This window comes from Teichococcus aestuarii (genome assembly GCF_042651065.1).
GTDB classification, from domain to species: Bacteria; Pseudomonadota; Alphaproteobacteria; order Acetobacterales; family Acetobacteraceae; genus Pseudoroseomonas; species Pseudoroseomonas aestuarii.
Map to the genome: position 1 here is coordinate 1 of NZ_JBHSCH010000085.1, position 16,804 is coordinate 16,804.

Annotated in this window: 15 protein-coding genes, 1 tRNA gene and 1 riboswitch; of the genes, 4 read left to right on the top strand and 12 right to left on the bottom strand. The window is 71.9% G+C overall.

Going from position 1 to position 16,804, the window contains the following annotated elements:
- The first annotated feature begins 15 nt into the window (after positions 1–15).
- Positions 16–92: transfer RNA gene (locus tag ACFOY6_RS21455), tRNA-Met, on the top strand.
- A 107-nt stretch (positions 93–199) separates the two neighbouring features.
- Here the strand turns inward: ACFOY6_RS21455 and ACFOY6_RS21460 are convergent.
- The 11 genes from ACFOY6_RS21460 to ACFOY6_RS21510 all read right to left on the bottom strand — a co-directional run bounded on the left by ACFOY6_RS21460 (position 200) and on the right by ACFOY6_RS21510 (position 12,989).
- Complete coding sequence (locus ACFOY6_RS21460; protein WP_379652202.1) at positions 200–1,918, bottom strand: ABC transporter ATP-binding protein; 1,719 nt, start codon at positions 1,916–1,918, stop codon at positions 200–202.
- 83 nt (positions 1,919–2,001) lie between these two features.
- Entirely contained in the window at positions 2,002–3,381 is a 1,380-nt protein-coding gene (locus tag ACFOY6_RS21465) for an SAF domain-containing protein (RefSeq protein ID WP_379652203.1), read from the bottom strand.
- A 105-nt stretch (positions 3,382–3,486) separates the two neighbouring features.
- Entirely contained in the window at positions 3,487–4,173 is a 687-nt protein-coding gene (locus tag ACFOY6_RS21470; protein ID WP_109519281.1) for an EI24 domain-containing protein, read from the bottom strand.
- A 122-nt stretch (positions 4,174–4,295) separates the two neighbouring features.
- Positions 4,296–5,531, bottom strand: a complete 1,236-nt coding sequence (locus ACFOY6_RS21475; RefSeq protein ID WP_379652204.1) for an ABC transporter substrate-binding protein — start codon at positions 5,529–5,531, stop codon at positions 4,296–4,298.
- 82 nt (positions 5,532–5,613) lie between these two features.
- Positions 5,614–7,239, bottom strand: coding sequence for a long-chain-fatty-acid--CoA ligase (locus tag ACFOY6_RS21480; protein ID WP_379652205.1), 1,626 nt, complete (start codon positions 7,237–7,239; stop codon positions 5,614–5,616).
- A 62-nt stretch (positions 7,240–7,301) separates the two neighbouring features.
- Entirely contained in the window at positions 7,302–9,092 is a 1,791-nt protein-coding gene (locus ACFOY6_RS21485) for an acyl-CoA dehydrogenase C-terminal domain-containing protein (RefSeq protein WP_379652206.1), read from the bottom strand.
- Between the two features lie 15 nt (positions 9,093–9,107).
- Entirely contained in the window at positions 9,108–9,506 is a 399-nt protein-coding gene (locus ACFOY6_RS21490; protein ID WP_379652207.1) for a MerR family transcriptional regulator, read from the bottom strand.
- A 77-nt stretch (positions 9,507–9,583) separates the two neighbouring features.
- Positions 9,584–10,405 (bottom strand): hypothetical protein, encoded by an 822-nt coding sequence (locus tag ACFOY6_RS21495; protein ID WP_379652208.1) that lies wholly within the window; start codon positions 10,403–10,405, stop codon positions 9,584–9,586.
- Between the two features lie 87 nt (positions 10,406–10,492).
- On the bottom strand, positions 10,493–11,506 hold the full coding sequence (locus ACFOY6_RS21500; RefSeq protein ID WP_379633855.1) for an ABC transporter substrate-binding protein: 1,014 nt from the start codon (positions 11,504–11,506) through the stop codon (positions 10,493–10,495).
- A gap of 8 nt (positions 11,507–11,514) precedes the next feature.
- Positions 11,515–12,261 carry an ABC transporter permease gene (locus ACFOY6_RS21505; protein ID WP_379652209.1) on the bottom strand — a complete coding sequence of 249 codons (747 nt, stop codon included), beginning with the start codon at positions 12,259–12,261 and terminating at the stop codon, positions 11,515–11,517.
- The gene (locus ACFOY6_RS21510; RefSeq protein ID WP_379633862.1) at positions 12,258–12,989 is read right to left on the bottom strand and encodes an ABC transporter ATP-binding protein; all 732 of its coding nucleotides are present in this window, start codon (positions 12,987–12,989) and stop codon (positions 12,258–12,260) included. The genes ACFOY6_RS21505 and ACFOY6_RS21510 overlap by 4 nt, the downstream gene beginning before the upstream one ends.
- Positions 12,984–13,094, bottom strand: a riboswitch (TPP riboswitch). It overlaps the preceding gene by 6 nt.
- Before the next feature lie 77 nt (positions 13,095–13,171).
- Here ACFOY6_RS21510 and ACFOY6_RS21515 point away from each other — a divergent pair.
- Positions 13,172–14,302 carry an acetoin utilization protein AcuC gene (locus ACFOY6_RS21515; RefSeq protein WP_379633864.1) on the top strand — a complete coding sequence of 377 codons (1,131 nt, stop codon included), beginning with the start codon at positions 13,172–13,174 and terminating at the stop codon, positions 14,300–14,302.
- An 8-nt stretch (positions 14,303–14,310) separates the two neighbouring features.
- Positions 14,311–14,793, top strand: coding sequence for a DUF192 domain-containing protein (locus ACFOY6_RS21520; protein WP_109517613.1), 483 nt, complete (start codon positions 14,311–14,313; stop codon positions 14,791–14,793).
- A 51-nt stretch (positions 14,794–14,844) separates the two neighbouring features.
- Here the strand turns inward: ACFOY6_RS21520 and ACFOY6_RS21525 are convergent, their stop codons facing one another.
- The gene (locus ACFOY6_RS21525; RefSeq protein WP_379652210.1) at positions 14,845–16,101 is read right to left on the bottom strand and encodes a D-amino acid dehydrogenase; all 1,257 of its coding nucleotides are present in this window, start codon (positions 16,099–16,101) and stop codon (positions 14,845–14,847) included.
- Between the two features lie 149 nt (positions 16,102–16,250).
- Here ACFOY6_RS21525 and ACFOY6_RS21530 point away from each other — a divergent pair, with 149 nt between their 5' ends.
- Complete coding sequence (locus tag ACFOY6_RS21530) at positions 16,251–16,715, top strand: Lrp/AsnC family transcriptional regulator (protein WP_109517615.1); 465 nt, start codon at positions 16,251–16,253, stop codon at positions 16,713–16,715.
- Positions 16,716–16,804 lie beyond the last annotated feature (89 nt).

Genomic DNA, 16,804 nt, shown 5'->3' on the forward strand with positions numbered 1-16,804 from the left:
GGATACTCTCACCACCGCGGGGTGGAGCAGCCCGGTAGCTCGTCAGGCTCATAACCTGAAGGTCACAGGTTCAAATCCTGTCCCCGCATCCAAATCACACAAAAAGCCACCCCAAAAGGGTGGCTTTCTGCGTTCGGGCTCCGGTCCTGGCGTCATGAAAATCCCCGGGTGGGAAGGCTCATGGCCTTCCCACCCGCTTTCAGGCCGTTCCGGCCTGTACCGCATGCAGACGGCGGTAGAGCGGGGATTGCCTGAGCAGATCCTCGTGTGACCCGCGTGCGGCGATGCCGCTGCCATCCACCACCACGATTCTATCCGCGTCGCGGATCGTGGCCAGCCGATGGGCGATGACCAGGGTGGTGCGTCCTTGCGACAATTCCGCCAGGGATTCCTGGATGGCGCGCTCCGTCTCCGTATCGAGCGCCGAGGTGGCCTCGTCGAGGATCAGGATGGGCGGGTTGCGCAGGAAGATGCGGGCAATCGCCAGGCGCTGCTTCTGCCCGCCCGAGAGCTTCACGCCCCGCTCGCCGATCAGCGTCTCCATCCCCTCGGGCAGTGCAGCGATCACGCTGTCCAGCCGGGCGCGCCGGGCCGCGTCGCGGATCTCCGCCTCGCTGGCGCCGAGCCGGCCATAGGCGATGTTCTCGCGCAGCGTGCCGGCGAACAGGAACACATCCTGCTGCACGATGCCGATCTGCGCGCGCAGCGAAGCCAGTGTCATGCGCCGGATGTCGATCCCGTCGATGGTGATGCGCCCCTCCTGCACCTCGTAGAAGCGCGGCAGCAGGGAGCAGAGCGTTGTCTTGCCCGCACCCGAGGGCCCGACGAAGGCCACCGTCTCTCCCGCGCGGATGGTGAGGTCGATGGAGCGCAGAACCGGCGCGCCGCTTCCATAGCTGAAGGAGACCTTCTCGTAGCGGATCTCGCCACGCAGCGGTGGGGCAGGGGCCGCATCCGGCGCGTCGGCGATATCGGGCTCGGTGTCGAGCAGCTCGGTATAGCGGCGGAAGCCGGCAATGCCCTTCGGATAGGTCTCGATGACGGCGCTGATCTTCTCGATGGGGCGGAAGAACACGCCGACCAGCAGCAGGAACCCCACGAAAGCCCCGTTGGAGAGCTGCCCATTCAGCACGTAGTAGCTGCCGGCGATCATGACGATCATCTGGGTCAGCCGCATGCCGAGATAGTTCAGCGACTGGCTGGCGGCCATGATGCGGTAGGCCTGCAGCTTGGTGGTGCGGTAGCGCGCATTGTCGTAGGCGAAGAGGGCGCGCTCATGGTCCTCATTGCCGAAGGCCTGCACCACGCGGATGCCGCCCACCGCCTCCTCGATGCGCGCGTTGAAGGCGCCGACACGGCCGAAGAGCTGCCGCCAGGTGGTGGTCATGCTGGCGCCGAAATGCGTCGAGCCCCAGGCGATGACCGGCACCACCAGCGCGGTGAGGAAGGCCAGCTCCACATGCACGGTGAACATCAGGATGAAGGCGCCGATGAGCGTCATCACCGCCAGGAACAGATCCTCCGGCCCGTGATGCGCGACCTCGCCCACCTCCTCCAGATCCTTGGTGACGCGGGCGACGAGATGGCCGGTCTTCTGGTTGTCGTAGAAGCGGAAGGAAAGCTTCTGGAGGTGGTCGAAGGCCTTGCGGCGCATCTCCGTCTCGATGTTGATGCCGAGCGCATGCCCCCAGTAGGTGACCACGGCCATCAGCCCGGTGTTGACCAGGTAGATGGCCAGCAGCCCGGCGGCAGCCAACAGGATCAATCCCCAGTCGCCGCCCGGCAGCAGCTCATCGACGAAGAGCTTCACCGCGATGGGAAAGCCCAGCTCCAGAAGCCCGGCCAGCACGGCACAGGAGAAATCGAGCAGGAACAGCCCCCGATGGGGCCGGTAATAGGCGAAGAAGCGCCGCAGCATGCGTGGAAATCCGGTCCGTTCCGCGGCGCCGCGGGAAGGCGGCGCCGGCCCGCCTTCCGTATCGTCCGGTCAGCGGGCCGCGGTCAACCGGCGGGCAGCCGCGCCTCCTGCGCGGCGCGCAGCCGCCACAGCGTGCTGCCGGCCGGGGGCTCCACCATGTCGCGCGTCAGCACGGCGCCGGCGGCCACGGCCCGGCGCAGCCGCAGCCCCACTGCCATGTAGTAGGGCAGGGGCGCGTCCGGCGCCTCGGGCATGGTCGGCCGCAGCAGCGGCTCCAGCCCCGGCACGGCATGGCGCGTGCCCTCGATGGCCAGGACATGCCCCGCCGGCAGGTCGCACGTCGCCTGGGCCAGCAGGTCCACGCGCTGGGCGTAGTCGGGGCCGACCATGGAATGGCGCATCGCCCCCGCCGCCATGATCGAGGTCGGCGCCTCGACGCCGAGCAGGTGGGACGGATTGTAGATCAGCGCCCGCCGCCGGTCGGCCGAGACGGGGATGCCCTTGCCGGCGAAGAGCCCGCCGGTGCGCGCATCGGCCAGTTCCACCACCACGTAGACACCGCCGGCGAAACTCGCCTCGTCCGGGCGGCGCAGGCAGTTGAACACGTCGAGCCGGCCGGGGGCGGAGAGCAGACCCCCCGTGTCACGCGGGCCATACAGCTCCGGCAACTCGACGGTGCGGGCGAGGGGGGCGTGGAAGGTGTCGCGGTCGGGCAGGATGCCGGTGGCGTTGGCCACCAGCGTCATCTCGCAGGAATCCGGCACCGTGCGCAGCGGCAGGCTGGAAAGCAGCGCCTCGCGCGCCGCCACGGTGGCCGCGGCGTCCTGGCCCAGCGCCCAGTGGCGCATCATGCCGGGCGCGTGCACGCGCTGCTCCAGCCAGGTGACCATCTCGGTCGCCGGGTCCAGCACGAAATCATATTCGCTGCTCTTGCCGGCGGCGACAATGGGCAGGCCCAGCAGCCGCGCCCAGGAGACGAGGCCGATCAGCAGCGCCGGCTGGTCGCCATCCACCAGCGTGTAGGGCACGCCGGCGGCGGCGGCCTGGCGGGCCAGTTCCGGTCCCACCACGCATTCCGCCTCCTTGCTCACCATGGCCACGCCGATGCCGGCGGCGATGGCGGCCTCGGCATGGGCGGCGCCCGCCTCGGCATGGCCCGTGGCCTCCACCACCATGCCGAGCGGCAGGCGCAGCAGGTCGTCCAGCCGCTCGCACAGGGCCAGGGCGCCGGCGGCGCGGGCGGCCTCCGCCTCGGCGAGGCTGGCGCAGCGGCGGTGCGGCGCGCCCATCTCGGTCAGCGCCGCCGAGACGCGGGCGGGGTCGAGGTCGAAGGCCGCGACGATGTCGAGCCCGCGCATCCGCCGCGCCTGGGCGATCAGGGAAAGGCCGAACTCCCCGGCGCCGAGCAGCGCCACCTGCACGGGCCGCTCCAGCGCCGGCTGGAACAGGGTCTGGAACTGCATGGGGCGTCTCCTTCGGCGCAGGTTTGTGGCTGCTATTATTCTGTATACCGAAGGCAGTATAGAAAGGGCCCGATGCGGGCGTCCAGCCGGCATCGGGCGGAAGGCTCAGGCGCGCGGGGCCGGAGTGCCGTCGGCGCGGCGGTGGAACAGGTGGGTCATGGCGGCGGTGCCCAGCACCGGCACCAGCAGATTGGCCACCGGCACCACCGCCAGCGCGGCCAGCGCGCCGCCCAGCGCCAGCACCTCCGTGCGGCGCGCGCGGCGCAGCAGGTTGGCCTCTGCCACCGGCAGGCGGCGCTGCGCCACGCCATCGAACAGCCCGTACCCGACCGAGACGGCGGCCACCGCCCAGAACAGCACCACCCCCACGGGCGGCGCCACCAGCCCGAGCGGCAGGATCACCAGGCTCAGCGCCAGCAGGCGGAGGGACATGCGCAGGCCGGCCCAGACCTGCGCCGCCAGCGAAGCCCCCCGGGCCTCCGGCAGGCCGGGGTAGAAGCGGCGCTCCACCGCCTCCGCCACGTCGTCGAGGAACAGGCTGGTCAGCGCCAGCAGCACCGGCACGAACAGCCACACGGACAGGACCAGTACCAGCGCCCCGCCCAGCAGCCCGGCCAGGGTGGCAAGCCAGCCCTCGCCGCCGGCCAGGACGCCGACGCCCCAATCCGCCAGGAAGGCGAGCCCGGCGAAGGCGAGGATGGAGAGGCCCAGCCCCTTCAGCAGCGGTGCGCGGAAGCCGGGGTCGGTGATCTGCCGCAGCGGCAGCGCCAGGCTGGTGGCGACGGCCTTCATGGCTGCCGTTCCGGGGCGGGCGAAGGGTTGGGCATGGCCTGCATCTCCCCCCGGCTGGCGGGAGGCCGCCGGGGCGGCGCCCTTCTAGCGCTGCCCCGGCCGCTCTCCCAGCGGCCCCCCGATCAGGCCCGCGTCATCGCGCAGCCGCCCTCGGCCATGGGGCGGAAAGCCTCCTCGGCCGCGGTGGTCTGCACCAGCTTGTAGTAGTCGAACGGGCCCTTGCTCTCCTGTGGCGACTTCACCTCGAAGAGGTAGGAGGGGTGCAGCTTGCGGCCATCGGCGCGGATGCTGCCGGCGCCGAAGGCGTCGTCATCGGTGGGCATGGCCTTCATCCGCTCCACCACGGCGCGGCCGGAGCGGCGTGCCGCCTCCGGCCCGAGATCGGCCACCGCCTTCAGGTAGTGCAGCGCGCCGGCGTAGCAGCCGGCATGGATCATCCCCATCGGCAGTCCGGCCGGCATCTTCGGCGTCACGCGCCTGGCGAAGGCGCGGGTGCGGTCGTTGAGGTCCCAGTAGAAGCTTTCGGTCAGCAGTAGCCCCTGGGCGTTCTCCAGCCCCAGCCCGTGCACGTCGGCGATGGCCATCAGCAGCGTGGCCATCTTGGCGCGGCGGGTGAGGCCGAATTCGCGCGCCTGCTTCACCGCGTTCACCGTGTCCGCCCCCGCATTGGCGAGGCCGATGATCTTGGCCCGGCTGGCCTGCGCCTGCACCAGGTAGGAGGAGAAGTCGGTGGTGGAGGGGAAGGGGTAGCGCGCGCCGCCCAGGACCTTGCCGCCCGCCTCCTCGACGAAGCGGGTGGTGTCCCGCTGCAGGTGGTGGCCGAAGGTGTAGTCGGCGGTGATGAAGTACCAGGAATCGCCCCCCGCGCGGGTCAGCGCGCCGCCGGTGGACTTGGCCAGCATGTAGGTGTCGTAGGTCCAGTGCACGGTGTTGGGGTTGCACTGGGCGCCGTGCAGGTCGGTGGTGGCGGCGCCCGAGTTGACGAAGACCTTGTCCTTGTCCCGCGTCACGCCGGCCACGGCGAGCGCCACGGAGGAGGTCGGCACGTCCAGGATCATGTCCACCCCCTCCTGGTCGTACCAGCGGCGGGCGATGGTAGAGCCGGTGTCGGCGCGGTTCTGGTGGTCGGCCGAGAGGATCTCGACATTGATGCCCGGATGCGCGGCCATGAATTCCTCGGCCGCCTGGCGGGCGCAGGCGACGCTGCCCGGCCCGGTGGGGTCGCGGTAGGGGCCGGACATGTCGGTCAGCACGCCGATGCGGATGGTCTGCTTCGCCTGGGCGCGGGCGGAGCGCCCGGCCAGCAGCGCGGCACCCGTGCCCGCGAGCAGATGACGACGTGGAAGGATGATATTCATCTGACGCACGCTCCCTGTTGTTCTTGTCATTGCCGGAAAAAGATGGGGGTCCGGGGGAAGTCCTTCCCCCGGACCTGCTTCCTCAGACGTCCGCCGTCTGCGCGTAGAGCTGCCGGATGCGCGACTTGAGCAGCTTGCCCGTCGCCGTGTGCGGCAGCTCCTCGACGATGCGGATCTGGTCGGGGATGCACCAGCGCGCCACGCGCCCCTCGAAATGCGCGCGCATCTCCTCGTTCGTCAGGCTGGCGCCGGGGCGCAGCACCACCACCAGCAGCGGCCGCTCGCCCCATTTCGGGTCGGGCCGCGCCACGGCGGCGGCCTCCTGCACGGCGGGGTGGGCGACGGCGATGTTCTCCAGCTCGATCGAGCTGATCCACTCGCCGCCGGACTTGATGACGTCCTTGGTGCGGTCGACGATGGCGACATAGCCATCGGCATCCATCGTCACCACGTCGCCCGTGTCGAACCAGCCGGGGGTGGCGTGGGCCGGGCTGTCGGGCGCCGCGTGATAGGCGGCGGCCACCCAGGGGCCGCGCACCAGCATGCGGCCAAAGGCCGTGCCGTCGCGTGGCACATCCTGCCCGTCGGCGCCGACGACGCGGAACTCCATGCCGTAGAGCGGCCGCCCCTGCTTGCTGGAGAGCGCCAGGCGCTGCGCCGGCGTGGCGCCCTGGTGCTTCGCCTTGGGCGAGGCGGCGAGGCCGATCGGGCTGGTCTCGGTCATGCCCCAGGCATGCAGCACGGAGACGCCCATCGCCTCGAAGCGCTCGATCATCACCGCCGGGCAGGCGGAGCCGCCGATCGCCACGCGCTTCATCGGGCCGGCATCGCGGCCATTCGCCGCCATCCAGTCCAGCATCGCCATCCAGACGGTGGGCACGCCGGCGGAGAAGGTGACGCCCTCGGCGGTGATCAGCTCGTGCAGGCTGGCGCCGTCCAGCTTAGGGCCGGGCAGCACCAGCTTGGCCCCCACCATCGGCGCGGCATAGGGGATGCCCCAGGCATTGACGTGGAACATCGGCACCACCGGCATCACCACCGAGGCGGCGCCGATGGCGAAGACATCCGGCATCGCCGAGGCCATGGCATGCAGCACCGTGGCGCGGTGGCTGTAGAGCACGCCCTTCGGCGCGCCCGTGGTGCCGGAGGTGTAGCAGAGGCCGCAGGCCTCGTTCTCGTCCAGCGCCGGCCAGTCGAATTCGGCCGGCTGGCCGGCCAGCAGCGCCTCGTAGCAGAGGAAGGGCGGCAGGCCCTCGGCCTGGGGCGGCATGTGGGCGGCGTCCGTCATCACCACGATGGCGCGCACCGTGCCGAGCCGGCCGGCCAGCCCCTGCAGCAGCGGCAGGAAGGTGAGGTCGGCGCAAAGGATGGAATCCTCCGCATGGTCGATGATGCCGGCGATCTGCTCGGGGAAGAGGCGCGGGTTGATGGTGTGGCAGACCATGCCGGCGCCGGCCGTGGCGTAGTAGATCTCCAGGTGCCGGTAGCCGTTCCAGGCCAGGGTGCCGACGCGGTCTCCCGCGCCCAGCCCCAGTGCCACCAGCGCGTTGGCCAGGCGCTGCACCCGGGCCTGGGTTTCCGCATAGGTGGTGCGGTGGATGGATCCCTCGACGGTGCGCGAGACGATCTCGGTGTCGGCGTGGAACTCCGCGGCGTGGCGCAGCAGGGATGGTACCAGCAGCGGCACGTCCATCATCAGCCCTCGCATCGTGTTTCCTCCCTGGGATTTTCTTGATTGTCGGGCAGTGGCGGCGGAGGCGGTCGGCGCGGTCAGTAGGCCTCCTCGGGCAGGGCGAGCAGCGGCGCGGCGCCCTCGGCCAAAGCGATGTCGAGCGCCACGCTCTGCGGCAGGAGGCGGGCCATGAAGAAGCCCGCCACATCCCGCCAGGCGCGCTGGCGCGGCGTGGCGGCCCCCCCGGCCCGCAGCGCGGCCAGCGCCATGCGCGCCCACATCCAGCCCAGCGCGACCAGCGCGAAGAGCCGCAGATAGTCGGAAGCCGCGGCGCCGGTCTCGGCCGGGTTGGCGGCGGCGCGGCGGGTGAGGCGGGCCGTGGCGGCCTCCAGCCGCTTCAGCGCGGCGGCCAGCGGCGCGGTGTAGGCCTCGGCGCCGGGGGTGCCGCCAGCGGCCTCGATCTCGGCCCGCACCAGCGCGAAGAAGCGGGCGGGCAGCGCGCCGTCCTCCACCGAGAGCTTGCGGCCCGCGAGGTCCATGGCCTGCACGCCGTTGGTGCCCTCGTAGATCTGCGCGATGCGGGCATCGCGCACGAGCTGTTCCATGCCCCATTCGCGCACATAGCCATGCCCGCCCAGCACCTGCTGCCCGAGCACCGCCGCCTCGAAGCCGAGATCGGTGAAGGCCGCCTTGATGACAGGGGTGAGCAGCGCGACATGCCCCTCCGCCTCGGCGCGCGCGGCGGGGTCCGGGTGGCGGGCGGCCTCCTCCATCCGCAGCGCCACCCACAGCGCCAGCGCGCGCCCGGCGCCGGTGAAGGCGCGGATGGTGAGCAGCATCCGCTTCACGTCGGGGTGGACCAGGATCGGCTGCGCCGCCTCGCCCTTCTCGCCGGCGGCGCGGCCCTGGCGGCGCTCCCGCGCATAGGCCACCGCGCCCTGATAGGCGGCCTCGGCGATGCCCAGCCCCTGGATGCCGACGAAGAGGCGCTCGGCGTTCATCATGGTGAACATCGCCGCCAGCCCCCGGTGCGGCGCGCCGACCAGCCAGCCCGTTGCGCCGTCATAGTTCATGACGCAGGTCGGCGAGGCGTGGATGCCCATCTTGCGCTCCAGCGCGCCGACCGACATGGCGTTGCGCGCGCCGGGCCGGCCTTCCGCGTCGGGCAGGTATTTCGGCACCAGCACCAGGCTGATGCCGCGCACGCCGGGCGGCGCATCCGGCAGCCGCGCCAGCACGAGATGGACGATGTTCTCCGCCATCTCGTGGTCCCCGGCGGTGATGAAGATCTTGCCGCCGGTGACGCGCAGCGATCCATCGGGCTGCGGCTCGGCGCGGGTGCGCAGCAGGCCGAGATCGGTGCCCGCCTGCGGCTCGGTCAGCGCCATGGCGCCGCACCATTCGCCCGAGACCAGCTTCGGCAGGTAGCGCGCCTTGAGGTCCTCCGAGGCGTGGCGCTCGATCGCCTCCACCGCGCCGCGCGTCAGGCCGGGGAAGAGGCCGAAAGAGAAGTTTGCGGAGGCCATCATCTCGTCGAGCAGGATCTGCGCGGCGCGCGGCAGTCCCTGGCCGCCCCATTCCGGCGCCTGGGACAGCCCGCCCCAGCCGCCCGCGACAAAGGCGGCATAGGCCTCCGTGAAGCCCTGCGGCACGCGCACCACGCCGTTCTCCAGCCGGCAGCCCTCCTCGTCGCCGCTCCGGTTGAGCGGGGCCAGCGCTCCGGCGGCGAAGCGCCCCGCCTCCTCGAGCACGTCGCGCAACAGGGGCAGGGGGTCGCCCTCGGCGCCATCCGGTGAAAGGGGGGGGAGCGCGGCCAGGGCGGGGCCGGCCTGCAGCACCTCCTCCAGCAGCGCCAGCATCTCCTCGGTGGGCGGGTGGTAGGCGGGCATGCGTGGCGGTCTCCCTCAGGCAGCGTCGTGGCAGGCGCAGCGGAGGCGCGCCTGCGCATCCTCCCGCATCGCTTCCAGCTCGGTGATGGTCTCGTCCAGCTCGCGGCGCATCTGCCGCAAATCGGCCAGCCGCGCCTCGATGCGGGCGAGGCCCAGGCGGAACTGCGCGGCATTCGGCCGACCGGCGCGGTACTGCGCCAGGTACTCGCCGATCTGCTCCAGGGAGAAGCCAAGGTGGCGGAACTTCTGGATCAGCCGCAGCCGGGCATGGTCGCGGTAGTCATAGACCCGCGCCCCGTCCTGCCGGCGGGGGTGCAGCAGGCCGCGCGCCTCGTAGAAGCGCAGCGCCTGCGCGGTGAGCCCGAACTCGCGCGCCAGCGCGGAGACGGACCAGAGCTTCGCCCGGTCGGCCACGCCTGTTTCTTCCTCCCTGTCGGGCGAAATCAGCGCATGGCGGCCGGGCTAAAGTCAACTTGAGAGTGTGGGGCCGCTCAGGCGGCGCGTGCCGGCGCGGCGCCATCCCCGGCCGGCAGCAGGGCCAGCACCGCGCCATCCAGCCCGCCCGGCGGCAGCCCGGCCTCGGCGCGCAGCACCGCCAGCCCGGCCAGGCTGCGGCGGCCGAGGATGCCGTCGATCGAGCCGTCATACAGGCCGCGCGCGCGGAGCAGGCGCTGCACGGCGCGCACCTGCTCCAGCCCCGGCCAGGGCAGGCAGGCCTGGGCGCGCGCCAGCCAGGCGAAGCGGTCCTGCAACCCCACCAGCCCGCCATTGATGCGCCGGCTGAGGCCGGTGAAGTCCCCCGCGTCGCAATAGGGGTTCAGCGCCTTCCAGACCCAGACGCCGCAGGCCACCGCCAGGGCGTGCTGCGGCGTGGCGGCCAGCTCGGGCTGTGCCTCCAGCGGCAGGCCGGCAAGGGCGCCCACGGCGCGGTACGCATCCCGCCCGGTGAGCTGGAGATAGCCGCGCCCGCGGTAGCGGTAGCCATCGCCCTGCCGGTCATTGCCCATGCGGCCGCCATAGACGCGCTCGGCCAGCGCCTCGGGGTTCCGCGCGCAGGGCGTGGCGGCCGCCAGGGTGGGGAAGCGCGCCGGCCACACCTGCATCAGCCGCGCGGCGGAATAGGACAAATCCTCCTCCACCCGGCGCAGCCCCTCCGATTCATGGCCGAGCTGGGCCAGGAAGAAATGGCAGCGCGCCGGCCGGGCGTGCAGCCCGGCCTGGTGGAACAGCGCCGTGGCGGAGGCGAGGAAGGCGCTGCGGTGCGCCTCGGGCGCCTCGGGGAAAAGCTGCTGGAATTGCGCGGCGGAGAGCATGGCGAACCCTTTCGCTAAGGCTTATTTTCCTAGCAAAAGGGCCGCACCGTAGTAAAGGAATATATACCTAGATCGGTAATGACGCCGTCAGGCCACCGGCAGCTCCACCGCATACTGCTCCAGCGGCGGCACGGCGCGGATCATCTTCCGCCCCTCCAGGAAGCGGGCGAAGCGCTGGTAGCGGTTGGCGTCCAGCGCCGCGGGGGCGAGGGAGAAGCGGTTCAGCGTGTCCTTGAAGGCGCGGCGGTTCAGCTCGTTGTCCAGCTCCCGCCGCTGGCCGGCGATGAACATGGTCCAGCTCTCCTCCGGGTTGTTGACGAGGAAGGTGGTGGCGGCCTCCAGCGCGTCCATGAAACGGCGCAGCGCGGGGTCCTTCACCCGGTCGCGGTGCGCCACGTAGATCAGCTCGTCATAGATCGGCATGCCGTGCTGCTCGGGGTAGAAGGCGCGGCCGGGGCGCTTCTCGATCTCCATCTGGTGCAGCTCGAAATTGCGGAAGCCGCCCAGGATGGCATCCACCTGCCCGGACATCAGCGCCGAGGACAGGCCGAAATTGACGTTGACCAGCGTCACGTCGCGCGAGGAGAGGCCCACCGTGCCGAGGATGGTGTCGAGCGCCACTTCCTCGAAGCCGGCGGTGCTGAAGCCGACCTTCTTGCCCTTGAGGTCCTCCAGCCGCTTCACCGGGCCGTCGCGCAGCACGGAGAGGGTGGAGAGGGGCGTGGCCACCAGCGTGCCGACGCGCGCCAGCGGCAGGCCCTGGTCCACCGCCAAGTGCAGGTTCTTCTGGTAGTAGACGCCGAGATCGGCCTGCTTGGCCGCCACCAGCCGGGGCGGGTCGTTCGGGTCGGCCGGCGCCACCAGCCGCACCTCCAGCCCGGCGCGGGCGAAGTGCCCGCCCTCCTGCGCCACGATGATCGGCGCGTGGTCGGGGTTGACGAACCAGTCCAGCAGCAGGGTGAGCTTGGCCGGGGTGGCGGCGGGCGCCGGGGACTGGGCCGGGGACTGGGCCGGTGACTGGGCCTGGGCGGCCCCGGCGGTGGCGGCGGGCAGGGCGAGGGCGGCGAGCGCCGGCAGCGCCCGGCGGGAGATCGGGGTCATGGGTTTCCTCACGCTTCTTCGGAAAGCTGGTCGGGCTGCCAGGGCAGCAGCGCCCGCAGCAGCCGGTCGGTGGCGAACCACAGCGCCATGGCCATGGCGGCCAGGAGGGTGAGCGCCGCGAACATCATGTCCGTCTGGCTGCGGCCATTGGCCTGCAGCATGACGTAGCCGAGCCCGGCCGAGGCGCCGACCCACTCGCCCACCACGGCGCCGATGGGCGCCACGGCCGCGGCCACGCGCAGGCCGGAGGCCAGGCCGGGCAGCGCCGCCGGCACGCGGATGCGCCACAGCACCGCGGCGCGCCCGGCGCCCATGGTGGCGGCGAGGTCGAGCCAGCCCGGCTCGGTGCGGCGCAGCCCGTCATAGAAGGCGGTGGCGACGGGGAAGAAGATGATCAGCGTGGCCATGGCCACCTTGCTGGCCAGCCCATAGCCCAGCCACAGCACCAGCAGCGGCGCGATGGCGAAGACCGGGATGGCTTGGCTGGCGATCAGCAGCGGCAGCACCCAGCGCCGCGCGCCGCGCCAGGCTGCCAGCAGCAGCGCCGTGCCCATGCCGAGCAGCGTGCCGAGCAGCAGGCCGAGGACGATCTCGGTGGCGGTGGTGCCGGCATGGCCGAGCAGGATGTCCCACCGCGCCACCAGCGCCGCGGCCACGCGCGTCGGCGCCGGCAGCAGGAAGGGGGGCACCTCGCTCCACCACACATAGCCTTCCCAGGCCAGCAGCAGGCCGATCGCGGCGATGAGCGGCCTCATGCCGCCTCCGCCAGCCGCTCGAGCAGCGCCGCCTGGGCGGCCAGCACATCCGGGTCGTGCGCGGCGCGCAGCGGGGGCGAGGGGGGCATCGGGTGGTCCTCGGGCACGGCGCCGTCCGCGCCGGGGCGCAGCACCAGCACGCGGTGGGCGAGGCGCAGCGCCTCCAGCGGGTCGTGCGTCACCAGCAGCACGGTGCGTCCCTGGAGCAATTCGGCGGCCATGGATTGCAGGCGGTGCCGGGTCGGCGCGTCCACCGCCGAGAAGGGCTCGTCCATCAGCACGAAGGGGCGGTCCTCCATCAGCGTGCGGGCCAGCGCCGCGCGCTGCCGCATGCCGCCCGAAAGCTCGGCCGGGCGGGCGCGCTCGCGCCCCGCCAGCCCCACCGCCGCGATCAGGTCGCGCGCCCGCGCCGCATCGGGGCGTTGCCCGCGCAGCCGGGCGCCGAGGCCGACATTTTCCGCCAGCGTCAGCCAGGGCAGCAGCAGGTCCTGCTGGCCCATCCAGGCGATGCGGCCAGCCAGCTTCAGGCCATCGGCGGGGGCGATGCGGGTGCCCTCGGGCGCCGGCAGCAACCCGGCCAGCAGCCGCAGCAGGGTGGATTTGCCGACGCCGGAGGGGCCGAGCAGCGCCGTGACCTCGCCACCGGCGAAATCGAGCGTGAGCCGGCCGAGCACGGCACGGCCGCCGAGACGGATTCCAGGCAGGGACACGCCAAGCGAGGGCGCCATTGCGATCACCGATCCCTTCGCCGGCATGACCCGGATCAGGTTCTAGGGGTCGCAGGGCCCATCCCTGCCTCTCAGCCCGCGAATCGGACTCCCCCCGGAGGATGACAACTCTATGCCGCTGCGATGACAGCGGCGCAAGCCGACCCTTTGCGAAGCGGGGCGCCGCCCCACATGCTGCGCCGATGGAAGCGCCGCTGCTGATCGGGTCCGAGATCTACCGCAAATCGACCTACGGGCCGAAGCACCCGCTCGCCATCCCCCGCGTCTCCACGGCGCTGGACCTGATCGGCGCGCTGGGCTGGCTGGACCCGGCCCGCTACATCGACAGCCCGCGCGCCACGCCGGAGCAGCTCGCCCGCTTCCACCACCCGGACTACATCGCGGCGCTGGTGGCCGCCGAGGCGGCGCAGGACGTGCCGCCCGAAGCGCGCGAGCGCCACCACATCGGCGCGCGCGGCAACCCGGTCTATCGCGAGGTGTTCCGCCGCCCCGCGACCGGGGCCGGCGGTGTCATGCTGGCCGCGCGCCTCACCGCGCAGGGCGGCACCGTGCATGTGCCAGGGGGCGGCACCCACCACGGCCGGCCGGACCGTGCCAGCGGCTTCTGCTACCTGAACGACGCGGTGCTCGGCCTGCTCGCCTGGCTGGACCTCGGCCTGACCAACATCCTCTACCTCGACATCGACGCGCATCACGGCGACGGGGTTCAGGACGCCTTCCATGATGATCCGCGCGTCTTCACCCTCTCCATCCACGAGGCGGGGCGCTGGCCGTACACGGGCCTGCTGGAGGACCGCGCCGGAGGGCACGCCCGCAACATCCCCGTGCCGCAGGGGCTGAACGACACGGAATTCGCCTACCTGCTGCACCATGCGGTGATGCCGGTGATCCGCCACCTCCGCCCGCAGGCCATCATGCTGCAATGCGGCGCCGATGCGCTGGAAGAGGACCCGCTGGCCAAGCTCAGCCTCTCCAACAACGCCCATTGGCAGGCGGTGCGGGCGGTGATGGGGCAGGCGCCGCGCCTCATCGTGCTGGGGGGCGGGGGCTACAACCCGTGGTCCGTCGCGCGCTGCTGGGCAGGGGTGTGGGGCGTGCTGGACGGGCGCGACCCGCCCGCCCGCCTGCCGCCCGGGGCCGAGGCGGTGCTGCGGGCGCTCAGCTTCCACCGCGCCGCCGGCCGCAACCCGCCCGAGGGCTGGTTCACCACCCTGCAGGACGCGCCCCGCCCGGGGCCGGTGCGCGGCGAGATCCGCCACCTCGCCGCCGCCACGCTGGAGGGGCTGCCGGAACCCTTGGCCGGTGTGGCATAAGGAGCGCCATGCGCCGCCGATCCCTGCTGGCCCTGCTCGGGCTCGCCGCCTTCACCCGCCCCGCCTTCACCCGCCCGGCCCTGGCCCAGACCGGGCCGCAGCCCCGCCTGCCCATGGAGCCGCTCGCCATCATCACCCGCGACGGCAAGCGCCATGAGTTCCGCGTCGAGATGGCCGTCTCGCCGGAGCAGCAGCGCGTCGGGCTGATGTTCCGCCCGTCGGTGAAGCCGGATGAGGGGATGCTGTTCGACTGGGGCGTGCCGCGCGAGAGCAGCATGTGGATGCAGAACACCATCACCTCGCTCGACATGGTGTTCATCCGCGAGGATGGGCGCATCCACCGCATCGCCGAGCGCACCGTGCCGCTCAGCCTCGCCACCATCGACAGCCGCGGGCTGGTGCGCGCCACGCTGGAACTGGCCGCCGGCACCGCCGAACGGCTCAACCTGCGGCCGGGCGACAAGGTGGAACACCGGATCTTCGAGCAGTAGAAAAGGCCAGGGGAAGGAATTCCCCTGGACCCCTTCTTTTTTCTGCGAGTCTCAGGCGGCGTAGCGGCTGAGGGCCAGGTCCTCGTGCTCGATGTTGGGGCGCTGGCCGGTCACCAGATCGGCCGCCAGACGCGCGCTGCCGCAGGACATGGTCCAGCCCAGCGTGCCATGGCCGGTGTTCAGGAAGAGCTTCGGGAACTTCGTCGGGCCGATCACGGGCGTGCCGTCCGGCGTCATCGGGCGCAGGCCGCACCAGAACAGGGCACGCGCCGGGTCGCCGCCCTGCGGGTAGAGATCCATCACCGAATGCAGCAGCGTCTCGCGCCGCTCATCGTGCAGTCGCATGTCGTAGCCGGCGATCTCCGCCGTGCCGCCGACGCGGATGCGGTCGCCAAGCCGCGTGATGGCGATCTTGTAGGTCTCGTCCATCACCGTGGAGACGGGGGCAGCGGTGGCGTCCGTCACCGGCAGGGTCAGGGAGTAGCCCTTCACCGGATAGACCGGCAGCTTCAGCCCCAACGGCGCCAGCAGGGTGGGGGAGTAGCTGCCCAGGGCCAGCAGGTAGCGGTCCGCCGTCAGCACGCCGGCATCCGTCACCACGCCGCCGATGTCGCCGCCCTCCAGCATCAGCCGCTCGATGCCCACGCCATAGCGGAAGGTGACCCCCATCTCGGCGCAGAGCGCGGCGAGGCGCTGGGTGAAGAGATGCGCGTCGCCCGTCTCGTCCTGCGGCAGGCGCAGCCCGCCCACGAATTTGTGCTGCACCCGCGCCAGTGCCGGCTCGGCCGCCACGCAGCCGGCCGCGTCCAGCACCTCGAAGGGCACGTCGTACTGCCGCAGCACGCGCAGATCGTCGCCCACATGGTCGAGCTGCTGCTGCGTGCGGAACAATTGCAGCGTGCCGCGCTCGCGGTGGTCGTATTCGATGCCCGTCTCGGCGCGCAGATCGGCCAGCGCCATGCGGCTGTAGTCGGCCACCCGCACCATGCGGGACTTGTTGATCTGGTAGGCCTTCTCGGTGCAGTTGCGCAGCATCTGCCACAGCCAGGACCATTGCGCCGGGTCCATCCGCGGGCGCACCACCAGCGGGCTGTGCTTCTGCGTCATCCACTTCACGGCCTTCAGCGGCACGCCCGGCCCGGCCCAGGGCGAGGAATAGCCGAAGGAGACCTGACCGGCATTGGCGAAGCTGGTCTCCAGCCCGGCGCCCTGCTGGCGGTCCACCACCTCCACCTCATGCCCTGCCCGGGCGAGGTAGTAGGCCGAGGTGACGCCGACCACGCCGGCACCGAGAATGAGGACCTTCATTGTGCTTCCGCTCCGCCGCGCCACAGCCTCACGGGCTGGTGACGAAAGCGTATCGTAGGCGCGAACCGGCGGCAGGTGCTTGCGATCCGCGCAACATCATGCGAATTCGCGCCGAACCATTCGAATTTCCTGCGAATCCCTGAAAGAATATGCCGGAGACCGTCCTCGACTCGCTGGACCGCAAGATCCTGCGCCTGCTGCGCGCGGACGGGCGGATGAGCAACGCGGCGCTGGCCGCCGCCATCGGCCTCTCGCCCTCCGCCTGCCTGCGGCGGGTGCGGATGCTGGAGGCGGGGGGGACCATCCGCGGCTATACCGCCCTCATCGAGGAGCCGGCGCCGCAGGGGCGCACGGTGGTGATCGTGCAGATCACGCTGGAGCGGCAGACGGAGGACGGCTTCAACCGCTTCGAGGCCGCCGTGCGGCAATGCCCCGAAGTGTGCGAGTGCTACCTGATGACCGGCTCGGCCGACTACCAGCTCCGCGTCGAGGCGCGCGACGCGGCCGATTACGAGCGCATCCACAAGGAGCAGCTCTCCCGCATGCCGGGGGTGGCGCGCATCCAGTCGGCCTTCGCCATCCGCACGGTGGTGCGGGGGCGCGAGGCAGGCTAGGCCCGCCCGCGCCAGCCGGCCCACATCACGGCGAGCCTGTCGCCCAGCCCGCGCGGCGGCGGCGGCGGCGCGCGGCTCCCCCCGCCTGC

What these genes read in the sequence shown, in the direction of transcription:
- ACFOY6_RS21460 (WP_379652202.1), bottom strand. Translation starts at nt 1,918, where the DNA reads ATGCTGCGGCGCTTCTTCGCCTATTACCGGCCCCATCGGGGGCTGTTC.
- ACFOY6_RS21465 (WP_379652203.1), bottom strand. Translation starts at nt 3,381, where the DNA reads ATGCAGTTCCAGACCCTGTTCCAGCCGGCGCTGGAGCGGCCCGTGCAG.
- ACFOY6_RS21470 (WP_109519281.1), bottom strand. Translation starts at nt 4,173, where the DNA reads ATGAAGGCCGTCGCCACCAGCCTGGCGCTGCCGCTGCGGCAGATCACC.
- ACFOY6_RS21475 (WP_379652204.1), bottom strand. Translation starts at nt 5,531, where the DNA reads ATGAATATCATCCTTCCACGTCGTCATCTGCTCGCGGGCACGGGTGCC.
- ACFOY6_RS21480 (WP_379652205.1), bottom strand. Translation starts at nt 7,239, where the DNA reads ATGCGAGGGCTGATGATGGACGTGCCGCTGCTGGTACCATCCCTGCTG.
- ACFOY6_RS21485 (WP_379652206.1), bottom strand. Translation starts at nt 9,092, where the DNA reads ATGCCCGCCTACCACCCGCCCACCGAGGAGATGCTGGCGCTGCTGGAG.
- ACFOY6_RS21495 (WP_379652208.1), bottom strand. Translation starts at nt 10,405, where the DNA reads ATGCTCTCCGCCGCGCAATTCCAGCAGCTTTTCCCCGAGGCGCCCGAG.
- ACFOY6_RS21500 (WP_379633855.1), bottom strand. Translation starts at nt 11,506, where the DNA reads ATGACCCCGATCTCCCGCCGGGCGCTGCCGGCGCTCGCCGCCCTCGCC.
- ACFOY6_RS21505 (WP_379652209.1), bottom strand. Translation starts at nt 12,261, where the DNA reads ATGAGGCCGCTCATCGCCGCGATCGGCCTGCTGCTGGCCTGGGAAGGC.
- ACFOY6_RS21510 (WP_379633862.1), bottom strand. Translation starts at nt 12,989, where the DNA reads ATGGCGCCCTCGCTTGGCGTGTCCCTGCCTGGAATCCGTCTCGGCGGC.
- ACFOY6_RS21515 (WP_379633864.1), top strand. Translation starts at nt 13,172, where the DNA reads ATGGAAGCGCCGCTGCTGATCGGGTCCGAGATCTACCGCAAATCGACC.
- ACFOY6_RS21520 (WP_109517613.1), top strand. Translation starts at nt 14,311, where the DNA reads ATGCGCCGCCGATCCCTGCTGGCCCTGCTCGGGCTCGCCGCCTTCACC.
- ACFOY6_RS21525 (WP_379652210.1), bottom strand. Translation starts at nt 16,101, where the DNA reads ATGAAGGTCCTCATTCTCGGTGCCGGCGTGGTCGGCGTCACCTCGGCC.
- ACFOY6_RS21530 (WP_109517615.1), top strand. Translation starts at nt 16,251, where the DNA reads ATGCCGGAGACCGTCCTCGACTCGCTGGACCGCAAGATCCTGCGCCTG.